Genomic DNA, 22,224 nt, shown 5'->3' with positions numbered 1-22,224 from the left:
TCGGGCCCAGCGGCGCCGTCGTGGCAAGAGCGACGTAATCGACGCCGAAGCCGCTGCCCGCGCAGTGATCAGCCTTCGAGCGACCGCCAGGGCCAAGGCCGGCAACGGACCGGTCGAGCAGATCCGCATCTACAAGGTCGCCAAGGACTCGGCGGTCAAGGCTCGGGTGCAGGCCACAAACCAGCTGAAGTCCCTGCTGGTCACTGCCGAGCCCGCCGTGCGCCAGTCGCTGACCGGGCTATCGGCAAAGGCGCTGATCGAGCACTGCGCTGAACTGGACGACCAGACCGCGGGCGATGACAACGCCGTCGTGTATACCCTGCGTACCCTCGCGCGTCGGATTCAGCACCTGGCCGCGGAGATAGCCGAGATCCTCGCCCGGATCACCGCTTTGATCAAGGCCTGCGCGCCGATGCTGCTCGATCAGTACGGCGTCGGCCCGGACAGCGCCGCCGTCCTTCTCGTCGCCGCTGGCGACAACCCGCACCGGCTCGGCAGCGAAGCCGCCTTCGCGGCACTCTGTGGCGTCAGCCCGATCGAGATGTCCTCGGGCAAGACCAGCCGACGACGGCTGAACCGTGGCGGCAACCGGGAGGCGAACGCCGCCCTCTTCCGGATCATCCTGACCCGGCTTCGAGTGGAACAACGAACCAAGGACTACGTCGCCAAACGGACCGCCGAAGGCCGCACCAAACGCGAGATCATCCGATGTCTCAAGCGCTACGCCGCCCGTCAACTGTTCCGAATCATCCACGCGGCGCTCACGCCCGCGACTTGACACCACATAGGGGCTTCGGTGACACCTACACCCGACTGGCCGCCGGGTTCAAGATCGGCATGAGCACCGCATGGCGGTACGTTCAGGAAGCCGGCACGTCATCGGCATGATCGTGTCGGATCGGCGCCGGTATCGACGCGCTGGAGTTCCAGATCCCGGCCGATGTGCGAAGCGACTATCTGGCCCACCCGGGTGCCGATGTGCAGCTCGCCCAGTCCGGGTCCGCGCTCTTCGCCCTCGGGCAGCCAGCCTGGGCCAGCGTCTTGATTCTCCGTATCGAGGCTGCAAGAATCTTTCCCATGGGATTTCGTTGATATCTTCGGTATCCGGAAGGATCGGCAATGGGTCGTTTAGGCCGCAGTCCTCACGGCCCTGCCGGCCCGCATGATGCTGTCCCCTCCCGGGGGCGCCGAGCCGGAGGCAGGCCGCTGCAGCCGCCTAGGCCTGCGCGGGGCCATGGTCGGCGGCCAGACCTCGGGGCTGATGGCCGAGAGAAGCAGCCGCTGCAGATGGGCTGAAGGAGGGCGAGCACTCATGACACAAGTACTCAAATCCGCACGTGGTGCGGACATGAGGCGGTCAGCGGCTGTTCACGATACGGTCGCCCAGATCATCGCCGACATCCGCGCGCGGGGAGACGACGCCGTGCGCGAGTACTCCAATAAGTTCGACTCCTGGAGCCCCAACAGCTTCCTCTTGTCCCGGGACGAGATCGAGCGGATTGTTTCTCACGTCCCAGAGCAGGTGCTGGAGGACATGCGGTTCGTCCAGCAGCAGGTACGTAACTTCGCGCAGGCCCAGCGTGACTCGATGCGCGAATTCGAGGTTGAGACGCTGCCCGGCGTTCGCTTGGGTCAGCGCCACATTCCCGTCGCGGCATCCGGCGCCTACGTCCCAGGCGGCCGTTACCCGCTAACCGCGTCCGCCCACATGACGGTCGTGACGGCCAAGGTCGCCGGCGTGCCACGGGTCGCCGCATGCACCCCGCCGATGCGTGGCGAGGTCCCGCCGGCGACTATCGCGGCGATGTCGCTGGCCGGCGCCGACGAGATCCGTGTGCTCGGTGGTGTGCAGGCCATAGCGGCGCTGGCTTTGGGAACGGAGACGATCGGCCGAGTAGACCTGCTTACTGGACCAGGCAATGCCTACGTCGCAGAGGCCAAACGGCAGCTCTTTGGCGAAGTGGGCATCGACTTGTTCGCCGGCCCAACCGAGATCCTCATCATCGCTGATGAACACGCCGACCCATTCGTCGTCGCGGTCGACCTGCTCAGTCAGGCCGAGCACGGCCCCGACTCTCCGGCGATTCTGATCACCACGTCAGAGCCGCTGGGCCGCCAGGTGATCGAGCACATCGGACAGGTTCTGCCGGGCATGCCGACGCGTGACATGGCCGAGCCGGCCTGGCGTGACCATGGACAGGTGCACGTGGTCGGCAACATCGACGATGCCTTTGCGCTGGCCGACTCCTACGCCAGCGAACACGTTCAGGTGCTGACCCGCGAGCCACGCCGCGCCCTCGAACAGCTCCGAAACTACGGTGCGCTTTTTCTCGGCGAGGGTACGTGTGTCTCCTACGGTGACAAGGTGATCGGGACCAATCACGTGCTGCCCACACGTGGTGCGGCGCGGTACACGGGCGGGCTGTGGGTCGGTAAGTTCCTCAAGACTGTGACCCACCAGGAGGTCACCGACAGCTCCGCCAGCGCGCGGTTGGGTGAGGTGTGCGGCCGCGCTGCGCGCGTCGAGTTGTTCGAGGGGCACGCGCGGTCGGGCGACGTCCGAGTGGCGAAACACAGCGGCGCTCCACTGGGGTGGAGGGACCACGACGAGACTGCAGCCGACAACCGGCCGGCCGCGATGCAGCCCCGGCTGACATGACAGCGCCGGACTTCACCCTGGCCGAGCGCACGGTCCTCGTAACCGACGCTGCCGGCGGCCTCGGCCGAGCGATCGCAGACGGCCCCAAAGCGCTCGGTGCGCGAGTGGTGGGGTCGAGCCGCGATCCCTCGACGGCAGCCCGACTCGCACTCCGGCGCGGCACTCAGCCATGTCTGCCCGACCTCTGCGACGTTCCTTCCTTCGACGCGGTACTCAGCGCCACCTGGAAGCATCGCCTTGTCGACGTCCGTGTCACGAACGCCGGCCCGAGACGCGGCCAGGGAGACTTGGAGGTGCACCGTGAACCCTGTTCATACGGTCGACCACCTTCTCAACGCCTTGCGGCTTGCGCCCCAAGCGCGAGCGGCGCTTGAGCGACTAGCTGAAGTTCAGACCGGCGCACCCGTCTGCCTGCCGACGCCCGCTGAAACGGACGATCTCCTCGCTCGGCTAGGCGTGGCCGGGCTCGATCGCAGCGAGATCATCGCGGCGCCTCCATCCCTGAACGAGCATCCCGCTCTATGGTGGCTGCTCGACCGCTGCCACAACTTGCTGGTCGAGCGGATGGGAACGTGCGGGCCGCTGACTCCATGGCCGGTACTTCCGCGGGAACTCGGGCCGGTGGGCCGATACCTATACGTTTGGGCGTTCGTCTCGACCGTGGCAGATGTGCGCAGATATCACCTTCAACGGGGCATTCAAGAAGACCTGTCGTGGCGGATCTTGTCCAACTTGGGCGTGCAAATGGCCAACCACCGTGCCATATGCGGCGAGGGGGGCCTCCATACGCAGGATTGGCTTACCTTCCATTTCCGCGGCGCGGTCTACTCGCTTGGCGGTCTGCACTTCGAGCGGCAACGAATCTGGTTCGACGCGGAACCCCAAGCAGGCGCTTCGGTGCCCCGGCGCGGCGGTTACGCCCTGGGCCTGCACGTTCCTGCGGGGACACTCTCGCCCAACATGGTCGAAGACGCGTTGCGCACCGCCCGCGGCTTCTTCGCCCGACACTTTCCCGACGAAGACTACCGCTTTGCCACCTGTGTCAGTTGGCTGCTCGACGAACAGTTGCAGGAGTACCTGTCGCCGGATTCGAACATCCTGAGGTTCCAACGCCGCTTCCACCTCATTCCGGCGAGTGGGGGCAACGACAACGTCACGATGGTGGAGTTCATATTCAAGCGTCCGATGTCTGATCTGGACGGCCTTCCGTGTGTCACCACTCTGCAGCGAGCCGTAGTCCATCACATTCGAGTCGGACGGACATGGACGTTCCGAACAGGATGGTTCGTGTGGTGAGGAGCCATAAGCGCGATCGGGTTGGGGGCGCGGGCACCTTTTCGTCGGGACGAGTGGACGTGCCTGAGTCCACCGTGAAGTGATCCACCGGATCTGGTGGACCACCAACCGGGGCCCAGTCAGACGGCCACGACGCACACGCGTGCCGTTCCACAGGCCGGCGATATAGCGGATCAGGACTTGACGGCGCCGGCCAGGACACCCCCGACAAACTGGCGTTGAAACACGGTGAACAGCACGGCCATCGGGAGGATGCTGATCACTGCTCCAGCGGTGATCAGCGAGATGTTCTGGGTGAACTGGGTGTTCGTCGTGGCGATGCCAACGGGCAGGGTCATCATGTGCTCGGACTGCGCCATCAGCAGCGGCCAGAGGAACGAGTTCCAGTTAGCCACAAACGTAAAGATGGCCAGCACCGCCATCGGTTGCTTGCACAGCGGTAGCACGACCTGCCGGAAGATCCACCAGTGGTTGGCCCCGTCGATGCGGGCTGCCTCCATCAGCGAGTCCGGGATGCCGGCCACGAACTGCCGCAGGAGGTAGACACCGAATGGGCCGGCCGCAGCCGGGATGATGAGTCCGGAGTAGCGGTCGATCATCCCGAAATCTGACGCCAGCAGGTACACCGGCACCAGCGTTGCCGAGAATGGCAGCATCATCGTCGCCAGCATGACTTTGAAGGAGATGTCCCGACCGGCAAATCGGATCTTGGCGAAGGCGTACGCGGCCAGCATGTCGGCCGCCACCGTTAGTCCAGTCACCGCCGCGGCGACCCAGACACTGTTAAGTATCCAGCGGACGAATACCTCATTCGAGAAAATACGTCGGTAGTTCGCCAGGGTCCATTCGCTGACGGTCACGGAGTAGTCGGCGTAGACGGAGTCATGCAGCGATGCAAGCACGACCAGAAGGACGGGGCCGGCGAAGACGACGGAGGCGATGATCGCAGCGGCGTGAACCGAGGCGACCCGCAGACGTCGGCTCAGACGACCTGTGCCTGGGCGTGCCGGGGCCGGTCTGGAAGCGTCGCCGGTCAGTTCATGCACGGCCATGATCGGGCCCTTCACCGCGCCCGCGGCCGATGAAGAGCGCGGCGATAATCGCGGTCACCAGCAGTAGGACCATGCTCATTGTCGCTGCGTACGGCACGCTGCCTCCGTTGAAGGCGTTCTGGTAGATGTACCACATCGCGGTGTACGTGGCCGTTCCCGGACCGCCCTGGGTCATGACGTAGACCAGGTCGAACACCTGCACGGCATTGATAGTCACCAGGACAAGGACGACCTGCATGACAGGCTTGATTAGCGGCAGCTTGATGCGGGTCAGGATCTGCCACCCGCTGGCCCCGTCGATCCTGGCGGCATCGAGGAGATCTTCGGGGACGTTGTTGAACGCAGACATGAAGATCAGCGAGTAGAAACCTGCCGAAGTCCACAACGTGACGATTGAGAGGAAGACGATGGCAGTGTCGCCCTCGGTCAACCATGGAATCTGCAGATGTAGCACGCCCGAGGTGAGTCGCTCCAGGGGCCCGGTCTCGCTGTCGATCAGCATCTTCCAGATGAGTCCGGCCACGACGATCGACAGCAGCGATGGCATGTAGATCAGCGAGCGGTACACCGACATGCCACGAATGGTGCTGGACAGCAGCAGTCCGATCGCGATCGTGACGACCAGGGTCAGTGGGATCAGCACCACCATGAAGAGAAACGTGTTCCAGAGCGTCTGCCGAAACAGTAGGTCGTCGGCCACCGCACGGTAGTTGTCGAGGCCGGCGAATCGGAGGCCGCTGAGCAGTGAGCCGTGCTGGAACGTCAGGTAGACGGTATAGACAAAGGGAAACAGCATGAAAGCGCCAAAGAGCGCGGCCTTCGCGAGGAGGAAAGGCGCTGCTGATGTGAGATCCACCCACCTGCGCGAGCCTTCCTTCCGGGAAGACATGCGCAAGCTGGCGGGTGCGGGGCCGAATGGCCGGGTCCGGCTCACCTGGTGCTCGAGGTGCACGTCGCCGTCTGCGTTCGTGGTGTGCACGGCGAGGCTGACGTGGTCGGGTTGCGGTGACGCCTGATTCACTTGGCCGACTTTGCCATCTGTTGAATTCCTTTGGAGGCCTCGGAGATCATCGCATCGAGCGACTGCCGGCCGAACAGGTAGTCGTTGATCTTGCCGAGCAGGTACTCCTGTGGCTGGTACGGCAGGACGAGTGTCGCGCGGGCGTGCTTGCCGTAGGTGGCGGCCTCGTTGAGGAAGGTGTTCATCCGCGGGTCGGCGAGAGGATCGGCGTAGTAGTTGCCCTGGACGGGGCGCGTGGGCAGGCCCAGGATCATTCGGATGTAGGCGTCGGCTTGCTTGGGGTCCAGCAGGTACTTGGCGAACTGGTACGTCAGTTCGGGGTTCTTGCTCTTGGCCGCCATTGCGTAGTAGCCGCAGCCGGCGACGATTGCCTTGCCTGCTGGCCCGGAGGGAAGGTCGATGACCTTCAACCTTGCCTGCGGGAACTGCTTGCACATGGCTTCAGTAAGTGGGGTCATCCACTGCATGCCAGTCTTGCCGGACACCGTGGCGGTGTCCCACCGGGCTGCGTCGGCGAACAGGCTCGGCGGGGCGGTGGCGCCGGATGTCACGAGCCGCTTCATGACTTGAAGTGCTTCGCGGCCGTCGGGGTTGTCGAAGCCGATGTTGTCTCTGGACTCGTTGATGTAGTCGGTCCCGTACGCCCAGAAGTACTGCCACAGCCAGTTGTCTTCGTAGGTGGGGAGCGCGGGCCAGGACATGCCGTAGTGCTCGACGTTGTGTTTGTCGAATCCAGGGTCTTTGAGGTTGCGACCCTTCTTGTCGAAGGTCATCGCCTCCGCGAACGGGATCATGGCCTCGAGGGTGGTCGGCAGCGGGGGTTGGCCCGCTTTCTCCCATATGGCGAGGTTCATGGTGAGGGGCTGGAACCCCTGGGTGACGGGGACAGCGAACAGTTCTCCGTTGTCGCCCGTGGCGGCCTTGAGGTAGGACTCAGGCTGTCCGTCGGTGAACGCGGCGAGCTCTTCCTTGCTCGCCAGCTGCTTGAAGTCGGCGAGCACTCCGGTTGAGCGCCACTTGTTCATCCACGGAATGATCTGGTAGGTGACATCAGGCGGATTGCCGCTCGAGAAGGCAGCGGTGTACTTCGTCAGCGCGTTCTCCCAAGGGATGACCAGGCTCGAGACGGTGGATCCCTTTGAGACCTGCTGGAAACCGGAAGCAATCTGGGCGGTGAACGATTTCATGGCCTCCGGTGAGGCGTTGGGGGTGAGCCAGAAGCTGAGTTTGTTGCCACCGGAGCCCTTGTCTTGTTCCCCGAGCCCGCAGGCGGCCAAAGTGGAACCCAAACCGGCGAGGCCCGCCATCTGCAGGAAACCCCGGCGAGGCAGGCCGCCGGGCTGGTTCACATGTGTCGCCATCGGGACCTCCGATCATCGGCCTTCAGCATGCCGAAGATGGAATCGATATTTGCAAGAGTAATGGTGATCACATCGGCGCGCAAGCAGCACTTTCGCCTGCTCCTGGTCAAGACACTGCACCGATGGCCACCGAGGCCGATCCCGATTTGGTACTCGCTCGCCAGGCGACCGTCTACTCGGGGATCGACATCATCGTGATCGACTCCGCTCCCTCGCTGGCGAGCCCAGGCGCTGCTGGGCTGTCAGGGATTGGCCACGACGGGCGTCGGCGACCTGGCCCGTACGCCGGCGGTGATACTCAGTCCGGTCGCCCCGTACCGGCGACGACCAAGACTCGTCGAAGGCCTGTCCGGGGTTCACCGGCTGACGGTTCAGCCATCCGGCGTGGCCGCCGGGTTCGCGACTCTCGTGAAGCATTCAGCTACGGTCTGCCGGACCCGGCGGGGCCGGTCTGGGACGAAGATGTCGATTGTGGCCACGGCTGGACCGCCGCCGTCGGTCAGCTCCCATCCCGTCGGTTCCTCGAAGCCAGGGTTCGTCAAGGTGAAGCCCACCGACTCCAGGTGGTCGAACCCGACGTCGATCCGGGCATCCGTAACGCCCTGCATGGTCCGCAGGCGCAGGGTGAGGGTTGCGGTCGCCTTGCCGGAAAGTTGAGACGTCAGGTCGATCGGTCCCTGGAGACTGTGCCCCTGGATCCACAACGGCCACGGCTCGTGATGGATGTCGCAGCTCCACACTACGACGTCGTCGACGAGAATCTCCTTGCTCACCCGACCTGCTGCGGGGCTTGTCGCCGCGAACTCGTCGAAGTGCCAGAACGACAGCTCGTAGCGGGCCGCCGCTGGGTCCGGGTGGATCAGCTGGCTGGCCTGAGCCCACGTACCGGCGGGCACCGGAATTTCGGACGGCAGGGCGAGACTGAGCCGGCCGACGCCGTACATCGCCTTGTTCTCCGACGAGATGGTGGGTGCGTCGTCCAGTTGGGTGCCGTACGCGATGACGCCCTCAATCGTGCCTTCGGCCACGCAGCGCAGGCCCGTCTCCACGGCCTCGCGCACGTACGACTCGGTGGGGCCGAGTGGCGCGGCCAGGAACCGGCCGGCGTAGACCAGCAGCACCAGATCCAGATCCCGAGGGCGGGTCTTGGCCTGAATCCCGGCCAGGGACCGGCGCAGAGAGCCTGCCGCCTGGGTGTTGTTGTTCGGGCCGTCGAGGAACGGGTAGATCACGCCGTCGATGAACGGGGCGTACTTGTCCAGGAATGCGTCGTCGAGTGCGACTCGGTAGTAGACGCAGGTGAAGAACCCCAGGTTCGGGTTGATCTCCTGATGCGTCTCGCGGATTCGGGCCATGTAGTCACGGGTGAACAGGCGGGCGTTCACCTCGAACTCAAAGTCGTCGATCGCCCACGCCGTCAGATTCGGATACCGGACGGACGCTTCAGCGACAGCTCGCGACCAGGCCACGTAGTCGGTCAGGTACGGCCGGGAGGCGCGGCCGTTCTCGTCCGTCTCCGAGGGCGGGACCAGATACGGCCAGACGTCGATGCCCGCCTCCGCCGCCGCGGGCAGAAACTCACCGCACAGGTCATCCCAGTCGGTCGGGCTGTCCCAGACTCCGAACAGGTAGGTCGTGACGCCGAGTTCCCGCAGGTGCGCGATCAACGCGGGAGTGTCGATGTGCCGGTAGCCGTCGTTGCGGGGCCGCGACTCCCGGACGGCCGCTCCGACAGTGTTTCCACCGACCAAGACGGCCCGGACACCCCCGTGTGGCACCCACGGGCGGGACCGGGCATTCGGGCTCGACGTGAGCATCGCCTACCCCTCCCGCCGGCCGTCGCTCCGCCCGGGGCGCGGCACTCGATATGCTCGGCATTTTGAATATAGAAACCCAAGGCTGTAGATACGGTACGGCCAGGCGTCCACCCTCGCAACGGGCAACGGCCTGGACCTCGTCAGGTCAGCTCGAAGGTGGCCCCCACCTCCACCGGCAGCCGGCCGGGAGCGCGGCCACCCCGATCGCCGCCCGGGACTGCCGTCCCACCTCCGGACCGAGGACGTGCAGCAGGCACTGGGCGGCCGCGTCCGCCACGAGGTGCTGGTCGGTGAAGTCGGGCGCGCCAGCAACGTAGACGGTCAGGCGAACCGCGGAGGCGATCCGCTCCAGGCCACCGACATCGGCCCGGACAGCCTCGAGCACGTTGGGGTGCACTGCCAGGTGCGCCGTCGGGCTAGCGGCAGGTCGACCTCTGTGCCACCCGACCGCCGGCGATCAACACGCCATCCGTGCCGACGGCGGTCTGACCGGAGGTGACCAGCAGGCTCCCGAGCCGGCCGGTGAGCGGTGATATCCGGGCGCTCCCGGGGTAGGCGGTCCACTGGTGTGCGCGTCGACAAGACGTTCCTCGGCGGTCATCGATATCCCTTCTTCCGTATCCCTTCCGCAATAGGAAAAACAACATGGCATACCGGATGGTTGAGCGGAAGCCCCGGACCGTACGCTCGTTAGGACACGTCGTGGTCACGGCCGGGGCAGTCCGGCAGACATGGAGGAGCCCGGTATGTCGATGCCTGAACTGGCCGGCCGTGCGGACCGTGCGCCGTCTCCGGCGGTGGACCGGGCGCTGACGGTTCTCGAGCGACTGGTCGCGGCCGATGAGGAACTGACCCTCACGGCGCTGGCCAAGTCGACCCGGATACCACTGGCAACCTGCGCCAGCATCGTCTACACCTTGGAACGCCGTGGGTATGCGGCCCGCCGGGTGGTCGGCCGTAGCCACTTTTGGCGCCCCACGCTGCGTCTGTATGGCCTGGCAAGCCAGCTCGTCCGCAAGGTCGACCTCTCATCGATGGCGCAGCGGGAGCTGCGGGCGCTGGCCGATGAGCTGAACATGCCAGTTCACATCGGCGTCCTCGACGGAGCAAGCGTGGTGTATGTCGCCAAAGCGGCCACCGCCGGCTTCATCCAGTTCGACACCTATCCTGGCAAGGTCTCCCCGTTCAACCTGACAGCCCTCGGCCGGGCCATCGCCGCATTCCTGCCCGAGGGCGAGATCGAGGCGTTGCTTCCGCGGCTCGTCCCCGGACGGGGACCATCGGCAGGGGACAGCAGCCCGGAGGCGTTCAGCAAGCTGCTCGAGGACGTCCGGGCTCGCGGCTACGCGGTGGAGGACCAGGAGGAGCAGGCCGAGGTGGCCTGCGTCGCGGCTCCCTTCTTCGACGCCGACGGGCGGGTCGCCGGATCCGTGGGGGTCACCGGCTTCGCCCGCGATCTGGCTAAGAAGCGACGGAAGGCGGCGGCGGGGGTGGTCCGGGTCGCGGCGGACGTGTCCCGTCGGCTTGGTTGTCTGTCCACGGCATTGCCACCGGCGAAGGTCGTCTCCTAGTATCCGGACTACGGAAGCTTTTTCCCGGATATTGAAGGGTGGCGCCCATGGCGTCCGCCGTGTGCTGGGCCGAGGCCGACCGACAGACGCTGGCCGATCAGTTGCCCGAAGCGATCATCCTGATCCCGGTGGGAGCGACCGAGCAGCACGGCCCGCACCTGCCCACCGGTACTGACGCCCTCATCGCCGACACGGTGTGCGCGGCCGCCGCCCGGCAGGCAGCAGATCGCTGCGAACGGCCCCTGATTGTCGCGCCGGCCATCCCGATTGGCGCGTCCGACCATCATCTTCCCTTCGGCGGCACACTGTCCCTCGCCCCGGAGACGCTCGCGGCCGTCCTGTTGGACCTGGCCCGGTCGATCGCCGTCCAAGGCGGACGTCGGTTGATCCTGGTCAACGGTCATGGCGGCAACGTTGGCGTCTGCCACGCCGCCGCGGCGGCGGCCAGCACCCGCTACGGCCTCACGGTCGGACACGTCGACTACTGGCGCATGGTGGAGCCGGAACCCGATGTGCCGGTGCCCGGGCATGCCGGCGAGTTCGAGACTTCCTTGGTCTTGGCGCTCCGCCCGGATCTGGTACGGGAGCGGGTCAGGCGGAACTCACCACCGCAACCACCCGCCGTGCCCGGCGTCGATCTGCACAGCGCCGCCGTCTGGCAGGCGATCGACGGATACACCGACCGGCCCGAGGCGGCCGATGCCACTGAGGGGAAGCGCCGGTTGGAGCGGTTGGTGGCACTGCTGGCGGACCGGATTGTCGAAGTTGCGAGGGCGCCGTGATCGACTTCCATACCCACACGCCGGCCTGGCGCACGGCCACCTGGTTGGGTGGTGCACGGTTCAGCGTCAACGACTTCATCACGTTCATGGACACCGCCGACATCGAGCGAGCCGTGGTACTCAGCCACGACGGTCTGTTCGACGCCCGGCCGCAGGCCAACGACGAACTTGCCGCGTTCGTCGGTCAATGCCCCGACCGGCTCATCGGATTCGGCACTGTGCATCCCCGCAGACCGGACGCCGCGGCCGAGGTCGACCGGATGATGAGCCTCCTCGGCCTCCGCGGCCTCAAACTGCACCCCTGGTTGCAGGGCTTCAGCCTGCATGAGCACTCGCTGGACCCGGTGTGCGAGGCGCTGACCGCGCAACACGGCATCCTGCTCAGCCACGACGGCACCCCGCCGTACTCGACGCCCGCGCAGATCGCCGCGCTGGCCCGCCGACATCCCAGGCTGCCGGTGGTGCTCGGGCACGGCGGCCTGCACGACTGCTGGCGGGAGGCGCTCGCACTGACCCGCGAGACGGCCAACCTCTACCTGTGTATTTGCGGCACCCCGCCGTACGCCGCCCGGCGGATCCTGGCCGACGCCCCGGCCGGCAGGGTGCTCTTCGGCACCGACGCCGGCCTGTCCGACCGGAAGAGCCAGCACTATGCGACGGCCCGGATAGCTGAGATCGACGGATGGGGCATCACCGACGACCAGCGTCGGGCGATGCTCGTGGACAACCCCCGCCGCCTGCTCGCATGGACTACCGGATGACCCCGACGATCGCAGCCGTACACACACTGCCGATCAGCGTGCCGGTGCACCCCGGACTGGTGGTGCGGGGCGCGCGGGGAACCCACGACCGGTCGGACTTCCTGCTCGTCCGGGTCGTCACAAGCGACGACGTGGTGGGCTACGGCGAGGTGAGCGCGACGCCACTGTGGAGCGGTGAGGACGGCGCCAGTGCGAACCACTTCGTCCGCAGCGTCCTGGCGCCGGCGCTCGTCGGCCGGCCGCTGATGCCGGTCGGCGCCCTGGAAACACTGATGGACCGGCTGCTCGCCGGTAACCCGTTCACCAAGGCGGGAATCTCCACCGCTCTGTGGGACGCCTACGCGCGCACCCTCGACGTGCCGCTGGCGGTTGCCCTCGGTGGCGCCTACCGCGACCGGGTACCGATCAAACTTTCGCTCTCCGGCGACGGCGCCGATCTGGACCAGGCACACCGCACGGCTCGCGATCTGGGTTTCCGGGCCTTCAAGGTCAAGGTGGGCCTGGGCGTGGACGCGGACGTGGCCCGGGTCGCCCGGGCCCGGGAACTGGCCGGCCCGGACGCCTTCCTCGGCGTGGACGCCAATGGTGGCTGGTCCCGAGGTGAGGCCGTCCGGGCGGTACGTGAGATCACCGACTACGGCGTCCGTTTCGTCGAGCAGCCGGTTGCGCCGACCGACCTGGCCGGCCTCCGCGTGCTGCGTGACCTCGGGCTACCGGTGGTGGCCGATGAGGCGGTCTTCGGCCTGTCGGATTTGGTCGCGTTGGTCCGCGCCGAAGCCGCCGATTGCGTGAGCCTCTATATCGGCAAGGGCGGCGGACCAGGCCGGGCGGTTGCCATGGGTCAGCTCGCGGCGGCCTTCGGCGTCGGGGTGCTGATCGGCTCGAACGGCGAGTTCGGCATCGGCGCGGCGGCACAGTTGCACATCGCCTGCGCGTTGCCCTCGCTGTCCGACTTCCCGTCGGACATCATTGGCGCCCACTACTACGCCGAGGACATTCTGGCGCGCCCCTTGGACAGCGACGGTACGACGGTCCGTCTCGGGCCCGAGCCGGGGCTCGGGGTCGTTCCCCGCCCCGATCTGGTCGATGCCTTTCGATGAGAGTCTGGTGAAACCGTGATCGTTGACGTGCACGCGCACACCCCTACCCATCGCGACGCGGTGCCGCCGGAGCAGCGCCAGGTGTTCACCGGGTGGCGGACCGACCGGCCAGTGGTCACCACCAACTCCTGGGCGGACTACGACGAGGCAATGGCCGCGGCGGACGTGTCGATCGTGTTCAACATCGCGGTACCGGATCCGCTGACGGCCACCGGCATTCCGTATCCGCCAGAGCGGACCAACGACGCAACGGCGGAGTTCGTGGCGGCCGACCCCTCTCGCAGGATCGGTTTCATGTCGGTCAACCCACTGGCCCCGGGCGTCTTCGAGGAGGCGGAGCGCTGTCGCGAGCTGGGGCTGGTCGGGGTCAAACTTGGCCCGAACTACCAGAACTTCGACCCATTGTCCGAGCCGGCCCTGGCGTTCTACGAGTACTGCGAGCGGCTCGGCCTGCCGATCCTGTTTCATCAGGGCGCCTCGCCCATCCGGGCCGCACCGCTGCGATACACCTACCCGCTGGTCACAGACGAGGTCGCGTTGCGCTTCCCGGAGCTGCGCATCGTCATGGCCCACATGGGTCACCCGTGGGGTAGGGAGACGGTGGTGACGGTCCGCAAACACCCGCACGTCTACGCCGATGTGTCGTCGATCTATCTTCGGCCCTGGGTCTGCTACGAATCGCTGCTGGCGGCGGTCGAGTGGGGCTGCACGCACAAGCTGTTGCTCGGATCGGACTTCCCGATCGCCAACACCGCCGAGGCTATCGCCGGGCTGCGTGGAGTGAACCGGATACTCACCGGCACCGCACTGCCCGAGGTGCCGGAGGAGTTGATCGAGCAGATCATCCACGCCGACGCATTGGGCGCGCTCGGCCTGCCCCGTCCGCCTGCCCTCGCGCCGACAGGCGGCGATGAAACCGCCGACGGCCTGACTGCGGAACCGGCAGTGGCGGACCGGGGCGGGCGATGATGATTATTGACGCGCACGTGCGGCTGGGTCGAGGACGCGAGGTGTCCCTGGACGTGGCCGAGCTGCTGTCGAGCATGGACGAGCTCAGGATCGACCGAGCGCTGGTGGCCCCCGACGAACGATGCGTGGCCTACCACAACCGAGCTGGGAACGAGCTGGTGACGACCGCCGCTGCGCAGTCGGCGGGCCGGCTGGTGCCGTACGCGGTGGCGAATCCGTGGCGGGGCGACGAGGCGGTGGAGGAGTTGGTGTGGGCCCGGGACGCCGGCGCGCGAGCACTGCATGTGGACAGCGTGCTCCAGGGCTTCGACCTCCTGGACGGCTTGGTGGACCCGCTGCTGGAGTTCGCAGCGGACAACGGCTGGCTGGTCTACGTACGCACTGGCACACCACCGAACGCGTTGCCACTGCCGCTGGCGACACTGGCCCTGCGGTACCCGGACGTCCCCTTCATGATGGGCCGCAGTGGGGCGACGGACTTCTGGATCGATGCCGCCCCGGCGTTGCGGCACGCCCCCAACCTGTACGGCGACACCTGCTACGCCCCGTGGGACACGGTGCTCAGCGAACTTGGCCGGGACCCCGAGATCGGAACGTCCCGGCTGGTGTTTTCCACCGACGCGCCCTACACCGTGCCCCGGTCGGAGCTGCGTCGGGTGCTGGACTGGCCGATCGACGAGCCTGCCCGCCGCGACGTGCTCGGCGGGACCATCCAGCGGTTACTCGGTTGACATTCGCCACGGGGGTTGTTCCAGATCGATAAAGGCCATAATCTATCTGCCAATAGAGAAATAATTCCAGGATCTCGAAGGATCGGCCTGGGCTGCGGCAGGCCCGGCGACTGGCATCAAGGATGGTGGGCGGGCAATGAGTGTTACGCCAGCGACAGTCTCCCGGGATGTCTCGCTACCCACCGACACGTCCGCGTCGAACGAACCCGCGGCGTTGGTGCGCGGGGTGTCGCCGGTCCTGGAGGTGCCCTTCACCGCATCTGGTGACATCGACCCCGACGGCTTCCGGCGGGTCGTGCGCTACGTGCTCGCCACCGGGGTCACCAGCATGATGTTTCCTGGGTTCGCCTCGGAGTTCTACAAACTCACCGAGGACGAACGGCAGACGCTGACCGCCGTACTGCTCGCCGAAACCGGACCTCGGCCCGACGTCGCGGCCATCATCGCGGTGCAGGACCATGCCACCCAGTTGGCGGTGGCCCGGGCCCGCGAGGCCATCGCCGCCGGCGCTGACCTCATCAACCTCCTGCCCCCACACTTCCTGTCGCCGTCCCGCCAGGCCCTGGTCGACCACGTCCGGGCGGTCCTCGACGCCGTGGACCCGACCCCCGTGGTCCTCCAGTACGCACCGAACGAGACGGGCACCAGCCTGGACAGCGCGAGCGTCGCCGCGATCGCGGCGCAGCACCCCAACCTCCGACTGGTCAAGGTGGAATCCAGCCCACCCGGGCGCCTGATCGCCGAGCTGGCCGCGCTCGACCCCCCGCTAGCGTCCATCGAGGGGTACGCCGGGGTGCAATTACCCGACGCCATCCGTCGGGGAGCGGTCGGTACCCAGCCCGGCTGCTCGTTCACCGAAATCTACGTCGAGATCTGGCGCCGGTTCAGCGAGGGCGACGAAGCAGGCGGAGAGGAATTGCATCGCCGACTGCTGCCGTACATCTCGTACTGGATGCTTGACACCGAGCTCATCATCGCCGCGGAGAAGCACATCTCGGCCCGCCGCGGGCTGATCACCAGCGATTTCTGCCGGGGCCCGGCGCACGAGCTGGACCGCGAGGAGCGGTACATGATCGACCGTTTCCTGATCGACTTCGCCGACCTGCTGCCCGACCTGTCTGACCGTTGAGCGGGCCGAGCCGAGACGCAGCGACCTGAGGTCCGATGCCAGCGCCGCCGAACGGCGGCGAGTCACGCAACCGCAGCAAAGGAGGCAGCGTTCATGGACGAGCGGGAAGCCAACGCGCCGTACGCCCTGGTCACGGGCGCGGGCGGGGACATCGGCGTTGCTATCGCCCGCGCGCTGACCACCGCCGGCCTCCGAGTCGTGGTGAGTGACCTCGACCCGGCACGGGCGCGCCATGGGGCCGAGCAGGTGCCCGGCGCCACAGCCGTCGAACTCGACGTCCGATCGACTAGCGCGATACGTCGCACGATCACCGACCTCACCGACGCCCACGGGCCGCTTACGGTCCTGGTGAACAACGCCGCCCTATGTGCCAACGAGCACTTCGAAGCCATCGACGAGCCCACCTGGTCGGCGGACCTCGACGTCGTCCTCGGCGGGGCAATCCGGATGTGCCAGGCGGTGCTCCCGTCGATGCGGCAGGCTGAGAGGGGAGTGGTGGTCAACGTCGCCTCCGTCAACGGCCACCGCTACTTCGGCCACGATGTGTACAGCGCGGCAAAAGCGGGCCTCATCAACCTCACTCGCGCCCTCGCGGTCCAGTACGGCCCATTCGGCGTACGGATCAACTCAGTGTCACCCGGCACCATCGCCACCAGAGGCTGGGAGGAACGCCTCCGAACCCACTCCGACGCCCTGGAGGGTGCCCGCCGCTGGTACCCGGTGGGCCGCGTTGGCACCCCGGAAGACGTCGCGAATGCGGTCGCCTTCCTGGCATCCGACCGTGCCTCCTGGATCACCGGCACCGACCTCCTGGTGGACGGCGGCCTCCTCGCCGGGACGCACGCCCTCGCCGTCGACATCGGCACCAACTCGGTTCGCTGACCACCAACACGGCCGTAGCGAAAGCAGGAGGTAACGAGATGGCCCGCGACCTCACGACCACCACACAAGCCCGCGCCCGCTCGGTCGCCGGTAGTCGCCTGGCCGAGGCGCCCGGACCGGCACCAGGCCACTGACGGAGGAGACGGTGGCAGCGATCTGCGTCGACGCCGGCACCACGGTAATCAAGGCAGTGGGCTACGACGACGGCGGCCGGGAAACAGTCGTCGTGCGCCAGCCGGCACATGTCCTGCACCCCAAACCCGGCTGGGCTGAGCAAGACATGATGCAGGTGCGGAACTCGGTGTTCGGGGTGGTACGTGCAGTCGCTAACCAGCTGCCCGGTCGAGTCGAGTTTCTCGCGGTCACCGCCCAAGGCGATGGCGCTTGGCTGATCGACCACACCGGCGCGCCCACCGGCCACGCCGTGCTCTGGAACGACAGCCGGGCTACGTCCATAGTCGAACAATGGTCCGGCGCCGGATTGCTCGCTGAGGCATACCGTCGCAACGGGTCCGTGACATTCGCCGGGCTACCCAACGCGATCCTCAGCTGGATGCGCGCCCACGATCCCGGCCGACTGGCCGCCTCGGCCGCCCTGCTCACCTGCGGTGGCTGGCTGTTCGGCCAACTCGCCGGCGTTGTGATCATGGAGGAGTCGGACGCCTCAGCGCCATTCGGAAACCCTCACAACAGGAGCCACTACGACCCTCAGCTGCTCGAATTGTTCGACCTTGCCTGGGCTGAGCGGCTTCTCCCGCCGGTGGCCGATGGCGGGCGGCGGGTTGCGCCGTTGTGCGACGGTGTCGCCGCCGAGGTCTGCCTTCCCGCTGGCACGCCAGTGGTGGCCGCACCGTACGACATTGCATCAACAGCCATCGGTGTCGGCGCCATACAACCGGGTCAAGCATGCTGCATCCTCGGAACGACCTTGTGCACCGAAGTGGTGACCGACCGGGTAACTCTCGGCCCTGAGCCGCTCGGGCTTACCGTCTCTCTGGGCGTGGCGGGACACCACCTTCGGGCCATGCCGACCCTGGCCGGCACGCAGGTGCTCACATGGGCCACCGAACAGCTCGGGCTGACCCGGCCCAACCAGCTGATCGAGCTCGCGAACCATGCACGGCCCGGCGCCTCAGGTCTGGTGTTTCTCCCTTACCTGTCACCAGCCGGCGAACGCGCGCCCTTCGTCGCGCCGCAGGCCTGCGGCGCGCTACTCGGGCTCTGCCTCGAACACGGACGTGAGGAGTTTGCCCGCGCCGTCGTCGAAGGGCTCACTCTCGTCATACGTGACTGTCTCGCCGCCTGCGGGGTCACCCCGGCCGAGTTGCGGATCTGCGGCGGAGGTGCCGCCAACGACGACTGGGCCCAACTGATCGCCGACATCGTTGGCCTGCCGGTCCGGCGCTGCACCGACACCGAGACCGGTGCCCGTGGCGCATACGTCGTCGGCAGGGTCGCCACCGGCGCAATGGCCAGTGCGGAGGAGGCGGTGGCGCAGTACGTGAACATTCGCGACCCCTTCGAGCCCGACCCCGCTCTTACCCCGAGATACGACGATCTGTTCGGCCGATTCGTCCAACTCCGCCAGCACGCTGCGGGGGGCTGGCCCCAGCTGGCCGCTCTCCGGCAGGAGGCAAACGTTGGCCACGCGTGAGGACGACGTGTGGATCGGAATCGACCTCGGCACACAGAGCGCCCGCGCGGTCGCAGTCACCGCACGGGGGGTCACCCTCGGTCAGGGCAGCTCGATGCTTACCAGCCAACGCACGGGCAATCGGCACGAGCAAGACCCCGAGCAGTGGTGGTCGGCGGTCGCCACCGCCACCCGCCAGGCGTTGACCGCCATACCGCCACGCACCATCAGGGGCGTTGCCGTCGCCGCAACCTCCGGCACCCTCGTCCTGCTCGGATCCACAGGTGCGCCTGTCACCCCAGGCGTCATGTACGACGATGCCCGGGCGACAACGGAGGTCTCTCGCGTCAACGAGGTCGGTGCTCACATTTGGACGAATCTGGGCTACCAGCGGATGCAGCCCACATGGGCCCTACCGAAGCTGCTGTGGCTACTGCGGCAGCACCAGCCCGCGTTGCAGGGCATGACGCTGGCCCATCAAAGTGACGTGATCAACCGACGACTGGTGGGACGGCAGGTAGCGACCGATTTGAGCAACGCTCTCAAGACGGGGGCGGACCTCATCGCATGCGCATGGCCGGAGGCCGTATTTGGCCTTCTCGGCGTTCCAGAGAACCTGCTCCCCCCACTGGTCAAACCCGGTACCCGCCTCGGCCCCGTCTGCGCCGCCGCTGCCGCCGAGACCGGTCTCCCAACCGGCACACCGGTCATCGCCGGCATGACCGACGGCTGCGCGGCGCAGCTCGCTTCCGGAGCCTTGCAGGTCGGCAGCTGGAACTCTGTCCTCGGCACCACGCTGGTACTCAAAGGCGTCACACGAGAGCTGATCCACGATCCCGCCGGAACCGTCTACTCCCACAGAGGCCCGAACGGAACCTGGCTGCCCGGCGGCGCATCCAGTACCGGCGCCAGAGTGATCGCCCGCGACTACTCATCAAACGAACTCGAGGCATTGAACAAGGCCGCCGCGTCATATGAACCCGCGGCACCAGTGTGCTACCCGCTTCTCTCCACCGGAGAACGGTTCCCATTCGTAGCCCCGCAGGCCCGCGGCTTTTTCGCCGGCGAACCTCAGGACGAGGCCGAACGGTTCGCAGCCGTGCTACAGGGCGTCGCCTACATCGAGCGGCTCTGCTTCGACCACCTCGACTTGCTCGACGCCCCGCTCAACGGGGACCTCGTCCTGACCGGCGGCGCCACCCACAACGACTACTGGAATCAGGTGCGGGCCGACATCCTCGAACGACCGGTAGTGCTACCCGACAATGCGCAACCCGCGCTGGGGATGGCGATCCTCGCTGCGGGGGCGGACCGGGACCTGGTCGCTGCCGCAGCGGACATGGTGCGCGTCCGGGCGGTCATCGAGCCCCGCGCCGGTTCATCCGGCCGATTCCTGCCGGGATACCTGCGCCTGGTCGAGATGCTCGAGCAGCGGGGCTGGTTGCCTCCGGAAACCGCCACACACGCTCGTAAAAGGGCATTCCGATGACCAACCTCCTTCTTGTGCGCCACGGCGAGACGATCTGGCACGCCGAAAACAGATACGCCGGGGTCAGTGACGTCCCGCTCACCGCACGCGGACACGCGCAAGCCGGACGGCTGGCGAGCTGGGCGGCGTCCACACACCTGTCGGTTGTGTGGACCTCCACGCTGCGCCGGGCTCAGCTCACAGCCAAACCATGTGCGGAGGCTGCGAACGTCCCACTGGTGATAGACCCTCGCCTGCGGGAACTGGACTTCGGTGGCGGTGAAGGACTCACCAGGGCGGAAATGCGCGGGCGGTTCCCTGATGCGCTGGACGCCTTCGGCAGCGATCCGGTCGCCCATCACCTTCCCGGCGGCGAAAATCCGGTGGTTGCGGCGCAGCGGTTCACCGACTGCCTTTACGACATCACGAGCCGCCACCCGCACGGTCGGGTCCTGGTGGTAGCCCACGGGACCGTCATCCGCCTAGCGCTGTGTCACCTGCTAGGAGTGAGGCTGGGGGAGTACCGGCGGGTGTTCCCGGTCGTCGACAACTGCGCTGTTTCCGAGATCAGGCTGTGCCACGAAACATTCTCGCTGCTCACGTTCAACGCTCAGATCACCCCGGGACCAGGTTCCCTGACCAGCCAGACCTCGCTGCCTGGAGTCGCATGTTGACATCCTCCCGGCCCTGAAGGGCCGGGATTCCCCCGGTTGCCCGTGGGGTTTCCTGCTTCGTCGCCGACTGCCCGCCCGGAGGGAGTCCGTTGAGGTCTTACATCAGCTCCACAGGCGTTTTACCTGTCCGCCAGCCCGGCGGCCAGGAGGTTTCTCGCTGCGTTGATGTCCCGGTCATGGGTCGCACCGCATGGGCATTGCCACGTACGGATGTTCAGCGGCAGGGATTCGGTCAGTTGCCCGCAGTCCGAGCACAGCTTGGACGACGGGAACCAGCGGTCCACCGTCACCAGGGTGCGCCCGTACCAGGCGGCCTTGTACTCCAGCATGGCCCGCAACTGCGACCATGCCGCGTTGGAGATGGCGCGGGCGAGCCGGTGGTTGCGCAGCAGGTTGCGCACAGTCAGGTCTTCGATCACGACCGTTTGGTTCTCGCGGACGAGTCGAGTCGACAGTTTGTGCAGGTGGTCCCGTCGCCGGTCGGCGATCCGGGCGTGAATCCTGGTGACCTTGAGTCGGGCTTTGGCCCGGTTGGCCGAGCCTTTCTCCTTGCGGGCCAGGTCCCGCTGGGCTTTGGCGAGTTTCCGCCGGTCGGCCTGCTCGTGACGGGGGTTGGTGACCTTCTCCCCGGTGGACAAGGTCACCAGGCTGGTCAGCCCCGCGTCGACGCCGACCGCCGTATCCACCGGTGGAAGCGGCTGGACGGTCGGGTCCTCGACGAGCAGGGACACGTACCAGCGGCCGGCCGCGTCTCGGGACACGGTGACGGTGGACGGTACGACGCCGTCGGGCAGCGGACGCGACCACACAATGTCCAGCGGGGCGTCCATCTTTGCGAGAGTCAGTTTCCCGTCCCGCCAGCGGAACGCCGACCGGGTGTACTCGGCGCTGGCCCGCGACTTCTTCTTGGACTTGAAACGGGGGTACCCGGCGCGTTTGGCGAAAAACGCCGCGTAGGCGGCGTGCAGATGCCGCAACGCTTGTTGCAGCGGAACGCTGGACACCTCGTTGAGGAATGCCAGTTCGGCGCCGCGTTTCCATTCGGTCAGGGCCGCCGACGATTCCGCGTAGCTGATCGAGCGGCGTTGGGTGGCGTATGCGCGGGTCCGCATCTCGAGGGCTTTGTTGTAGACCAGGCGCACGCACCCGAAGGTGCGGTGGAGTTGTTCGGCCTGCTCGGGGGTGGGATAGAAGCGGTACTTGTATGCCCGCTTCATCATCCCGCCCACATTTCACATTCTATCAGTCCATTGTGTTACAACAGTCTTGAGGGGAGGGAGCGGCGTTTCCTCCCGGCCCTGAACGGCCGGGTTTCCAC

Annotated in this window: 20 protein-coding genes; 14 read left to right on the top strand and 6 right to left on the bottom strand. The window is 66.8% G+C overall.

What is annotated here, in order from left to right:
• From ACGF5C_RS32975 to ACGF5C_RS32965, 3 genes are all read left to right on the top strand, one after another.
• A partial coding sequence (locus ACGF5C_RS32975) for a transposase (RefSeq protein WP_393308038.1) occupies window positions 1-778 on the top strand: 778 nt, incomplete at its 5' end.
• A gap of 534 nt (window positions 779-1,312) precedes the next feature.
• Window positions 1,313-2,659 carry a histidinol dehydrogenase gene (hisD, locus tag ACGF5C_RS32970; RefSeq protein ID WP_393308036.1) on the top strand — a complete coding sequence of 449 codons (1,347 nt, stop codon included), beginning with the start codon at window positions 1,313-1,315 and terminating at the stop codon, window positions 2,657-2,659.
• A 300-nt stretch (window positions 2,660-2,959) separates the two neighbouring features.
• A complete protein-coding gene (locus ACGF5C_RS32965) occupies window positions 2,960-3,955 on the top strand; it encodes an acyltransferase domain-containing protein (RefSeq protein WP_393308035.1) in 996 nt (331 codons plus the stop codon).
• 173 nt (window positions 3,956-4,128) lie between these two features.
• Here the strand turns inward: ACGF5C_RS32965 and ACGF5C_RS32960 are convergent, their stop codons facing one another.
• The 5 genes from ACGF5C_RS32960 to ACGF5C_RS32940 all read right to left on the bottom strand — a co-directional run bounded on the left by ACGF5C_RS32960 (window position 4,129) and on the right by ACGF5C_RS32940 (window position 9,591).
• Window positions 4,129-5,007: a carbohydrate ABC transporter permease gene (locus tag ACGF5C_RS32960; RefSeq protein ID WP_393308033.1), complete on the bottom strand. Its 879-nt coding sequence runs from the start codon at window positions 5,005-5,007 to the stop codon at window positions 4,129-4,131.
• The gene (locus tag ACGF5C_RS32955; protein WP_393308030.1) at window positions 4,994-6,028 is read right to left on the bottom strand and encodes a carbohydrate ABC transporter permease; all 1,035 of its coding nucleotides are present in this window, start codon (window positions 6,026-6,028) and stop codon (window positions 4,994-4,996) included. Before ACGF5C_RS32955 ends, ACGF5C_RS32960 begins: the two co-directional genes overlap by 14 nt.
• Window positions 6,025-7,389, bottom strand: a complete 1,365-nt coding sequence (locus tag ACGF5C_RS32950) for an ABC transporter substrate-binding protein (RefSeq protein WP_393308028.1) — start codon at window positions 7,387-7,389, stop codon at window positions 6,025-6,027. The genes ACGF5C_RS32955 and ACGF5C_RS32950 overlap by 4 nt, the downstream gene beginning before the upstream one ends.
• A 371-nt stretch (window positions 7,390-7,760) precedes the next feature.
• Complete coding sequence (locus ACGF5C_RS32945) at window positions 7,761-9,056, bottom strand: hypothetical protein (protein WP_393308026.1); 1,296 nt, start codon at window positions 9,054-9,056, stop codon at window positions 7,761-7,763.
• 295 nt (window positions 9,057-9,351) lie between these two features.
• Window positions 9,352-9,591, bottom strand: a complete 240-nt coding sequence (locus ACGF5C_RS32940) for a RidA family protein (RefSeq protein ID WP_393308024.1) — start codon at window positions 9,589-9,591, stop codon at window positions 9,352-9,354.
• A gap of 361 nt (window positions 9,592-9,952) precedes the next feature.
• Between ACGF5C_RS32940 and ACGF5C_RS32935 the strand changes: the two genes are divergently transcribed.
• From ACGF5C_RS32935 to ACGF5C_RS32885, 11 genes are all read left to right on the top strand, one after another.
• Complete coding sequence (locus ACGF5C_RS32935; RefSeq protein WP_393308022.1) at window positions 9,953-10,777, top strand: IclR family transcriptional regulator; 825 nt, start codon at window positions 9,953-9,955, stop codon at window positions 10,775-10,777.
• Window positions 10,778-10,824: 47 nt separating this feature from the next.
• Window positions 10,825-11,559: a creatininase family protein gene (locus tag ACGF5C_RS32930; RefSeq protein ID WP_393308020.1), complete on the top strand. Its 735-nt coding sequence runs from the start codon at window positions 10,825-10,827 to the stop codon at window positions 11,557-11,559.
• Window positions 11,556-12,320 (top strand): amidohydrolase family protein, encoded by a 765-nt coding sequence (locus ACGF5C_RS32925; RefSeq protein WP_393308018.1) that lies wholly within the window; start codon window positions 11,556-11,558, stop codon window positions 12,318-12,320. The genes ACGF5C_RS32930 and ACGF5C_RS32925 overlap by 4 nt, the downstream gene beginning before the upstream one ends.
• Before the next feature lie 38 nt (window positions 12,321-12,358).
• The gene (locus tag ACGF5C_RS32920; protein WP_393308016.1) at window positions 12,359-13,420 is read left to right on the top strand and encodes a mandelate racemase/muconate lactonizing enzyme family protein; all 1,062 of its coding nucleotides are present in this window, start codon (window positions 12,359-12,361) and stop codon (window positions 13,418-13,420) included.
• A 15-nt stretch (window positions 13,421-13,435) separates the two neighbouring features.
• The gene (locus tag ACGF5C_RS32915) at window positions 13,436-14,389 is read left to right on the top strand and encodes an amidohydrolase family protein (protein WP_393308014.1); all 954 of its coding nucleotides are present in this window, start codon (window positions 13,436-13,438) and stop codon (window positions 14,387-14,389) included.
• A gap of 41 nt (window positions 14,390-14,430) precedes the next feature.
• Window positions 14,431-15,120: an amidohydrolase family protein gene (locus ACGF5C_RS32910; RefSeq protein ID WP_393308012.1), complete on the top strand. Its 690-nt coding sequence runs from the start codon at window positions 14,431-14,433 to the stop codon at window positions 15,118-15,120.
• A gap of 136 nt (window positions 15,121-15,256) precedes the next feature.
• Window positions 15,257-16,249, top strand: a complete 993-nt coding sequence (locus ACGF5C_RS32905; protein ID WP_393308010.1) for a dihydrodipicolinate synthase family protein — start codon at window positions 15,257-15,259, stop codon at window positions 16,247-16,249.
• 93 nt (window positions 16,250-16,342) lie between these two features.
• Window positions 16,343-17,131, top strand: a complete 789-nt coding sequence (locus ACGF5C_RS32900) for an SDR family NAD(P)-dependent oxidoreductase (protein WP_393308008.1) — start codon at window positions 16,343-16,345, stop codon at window positions 17,129-17,131.
• A gap of 145 nt (window positions 17,132-17,276) precedes the next feature.
• Window positions 17,277-18,785: an FGGY family carbohydrate kinase gene (locus ACGF5C_RS32895; RefSeq protein WP_393308006.1), complete on the top strand. Its 1,509-nt coding sequence runs from the start codon at window positions 17,277-17,279 to the stop codon at window positions 18,783-18,785.
• A complete protein-coding gene (locus ACGF5C_RS32890) occupies window positions 18,772-20,253 on the top strand; it encodes an FGGY-family carbohydrate kinase (RefSeq protein WP_393308004.1) in 1,482 nt (493 codons plus the stop codon). The genes ACGF5C_RS32895 and ACGF5C_RS32890 overlap by 14 nt, the downstream gene beginning before the upstream one ends.
• Entirely contained in the window at window positions 20,250-20,906 is a 657-nt protein-coding gene (locus ACGF5C_RS32885) for a histidine phosphatase family protein (RefSeq protein ID WP_393308002.1), read from the top strand. Before ACGF5C_RS32890 ends, ACGF5C_RS32885 begins: the two co-directional genes overlap by 4 nt.
• Before the next feature lie 119 nt (window positions 20,907-21,025).
• On the opposite strand, the gene ACGF5C_RS32880 is transcribed toward ACGF5C_RS32885, so the two are convergent.
• Entirely contained in the window at window positions 21,026-22,126 is a 1,101-nt protein-coding gene (locus ACGF5C_RS32880) for an RNA-guided endonuclease InsQ/TnpB family protein (RefSeq protein ID WP_393308040.1), read from the bottom strand.
• Window positions 22,127-22,224 lie beyond the last annotated feature (98 nt).

The organism is Micromonospora sp. NPDC047620, assembly GCF_043205005.1.
In the GTDB taxonomy this organism is placed as follows: Bacteria; Actinomycetota; Actinomycetes; order Mycobacteriales; family Micromonosporaceae; genus Micromonospora.
Note: the sequence above shows the minus strand (reverse complement) of the source record. Positions and strands in the feature narration are given on the sequence as shown.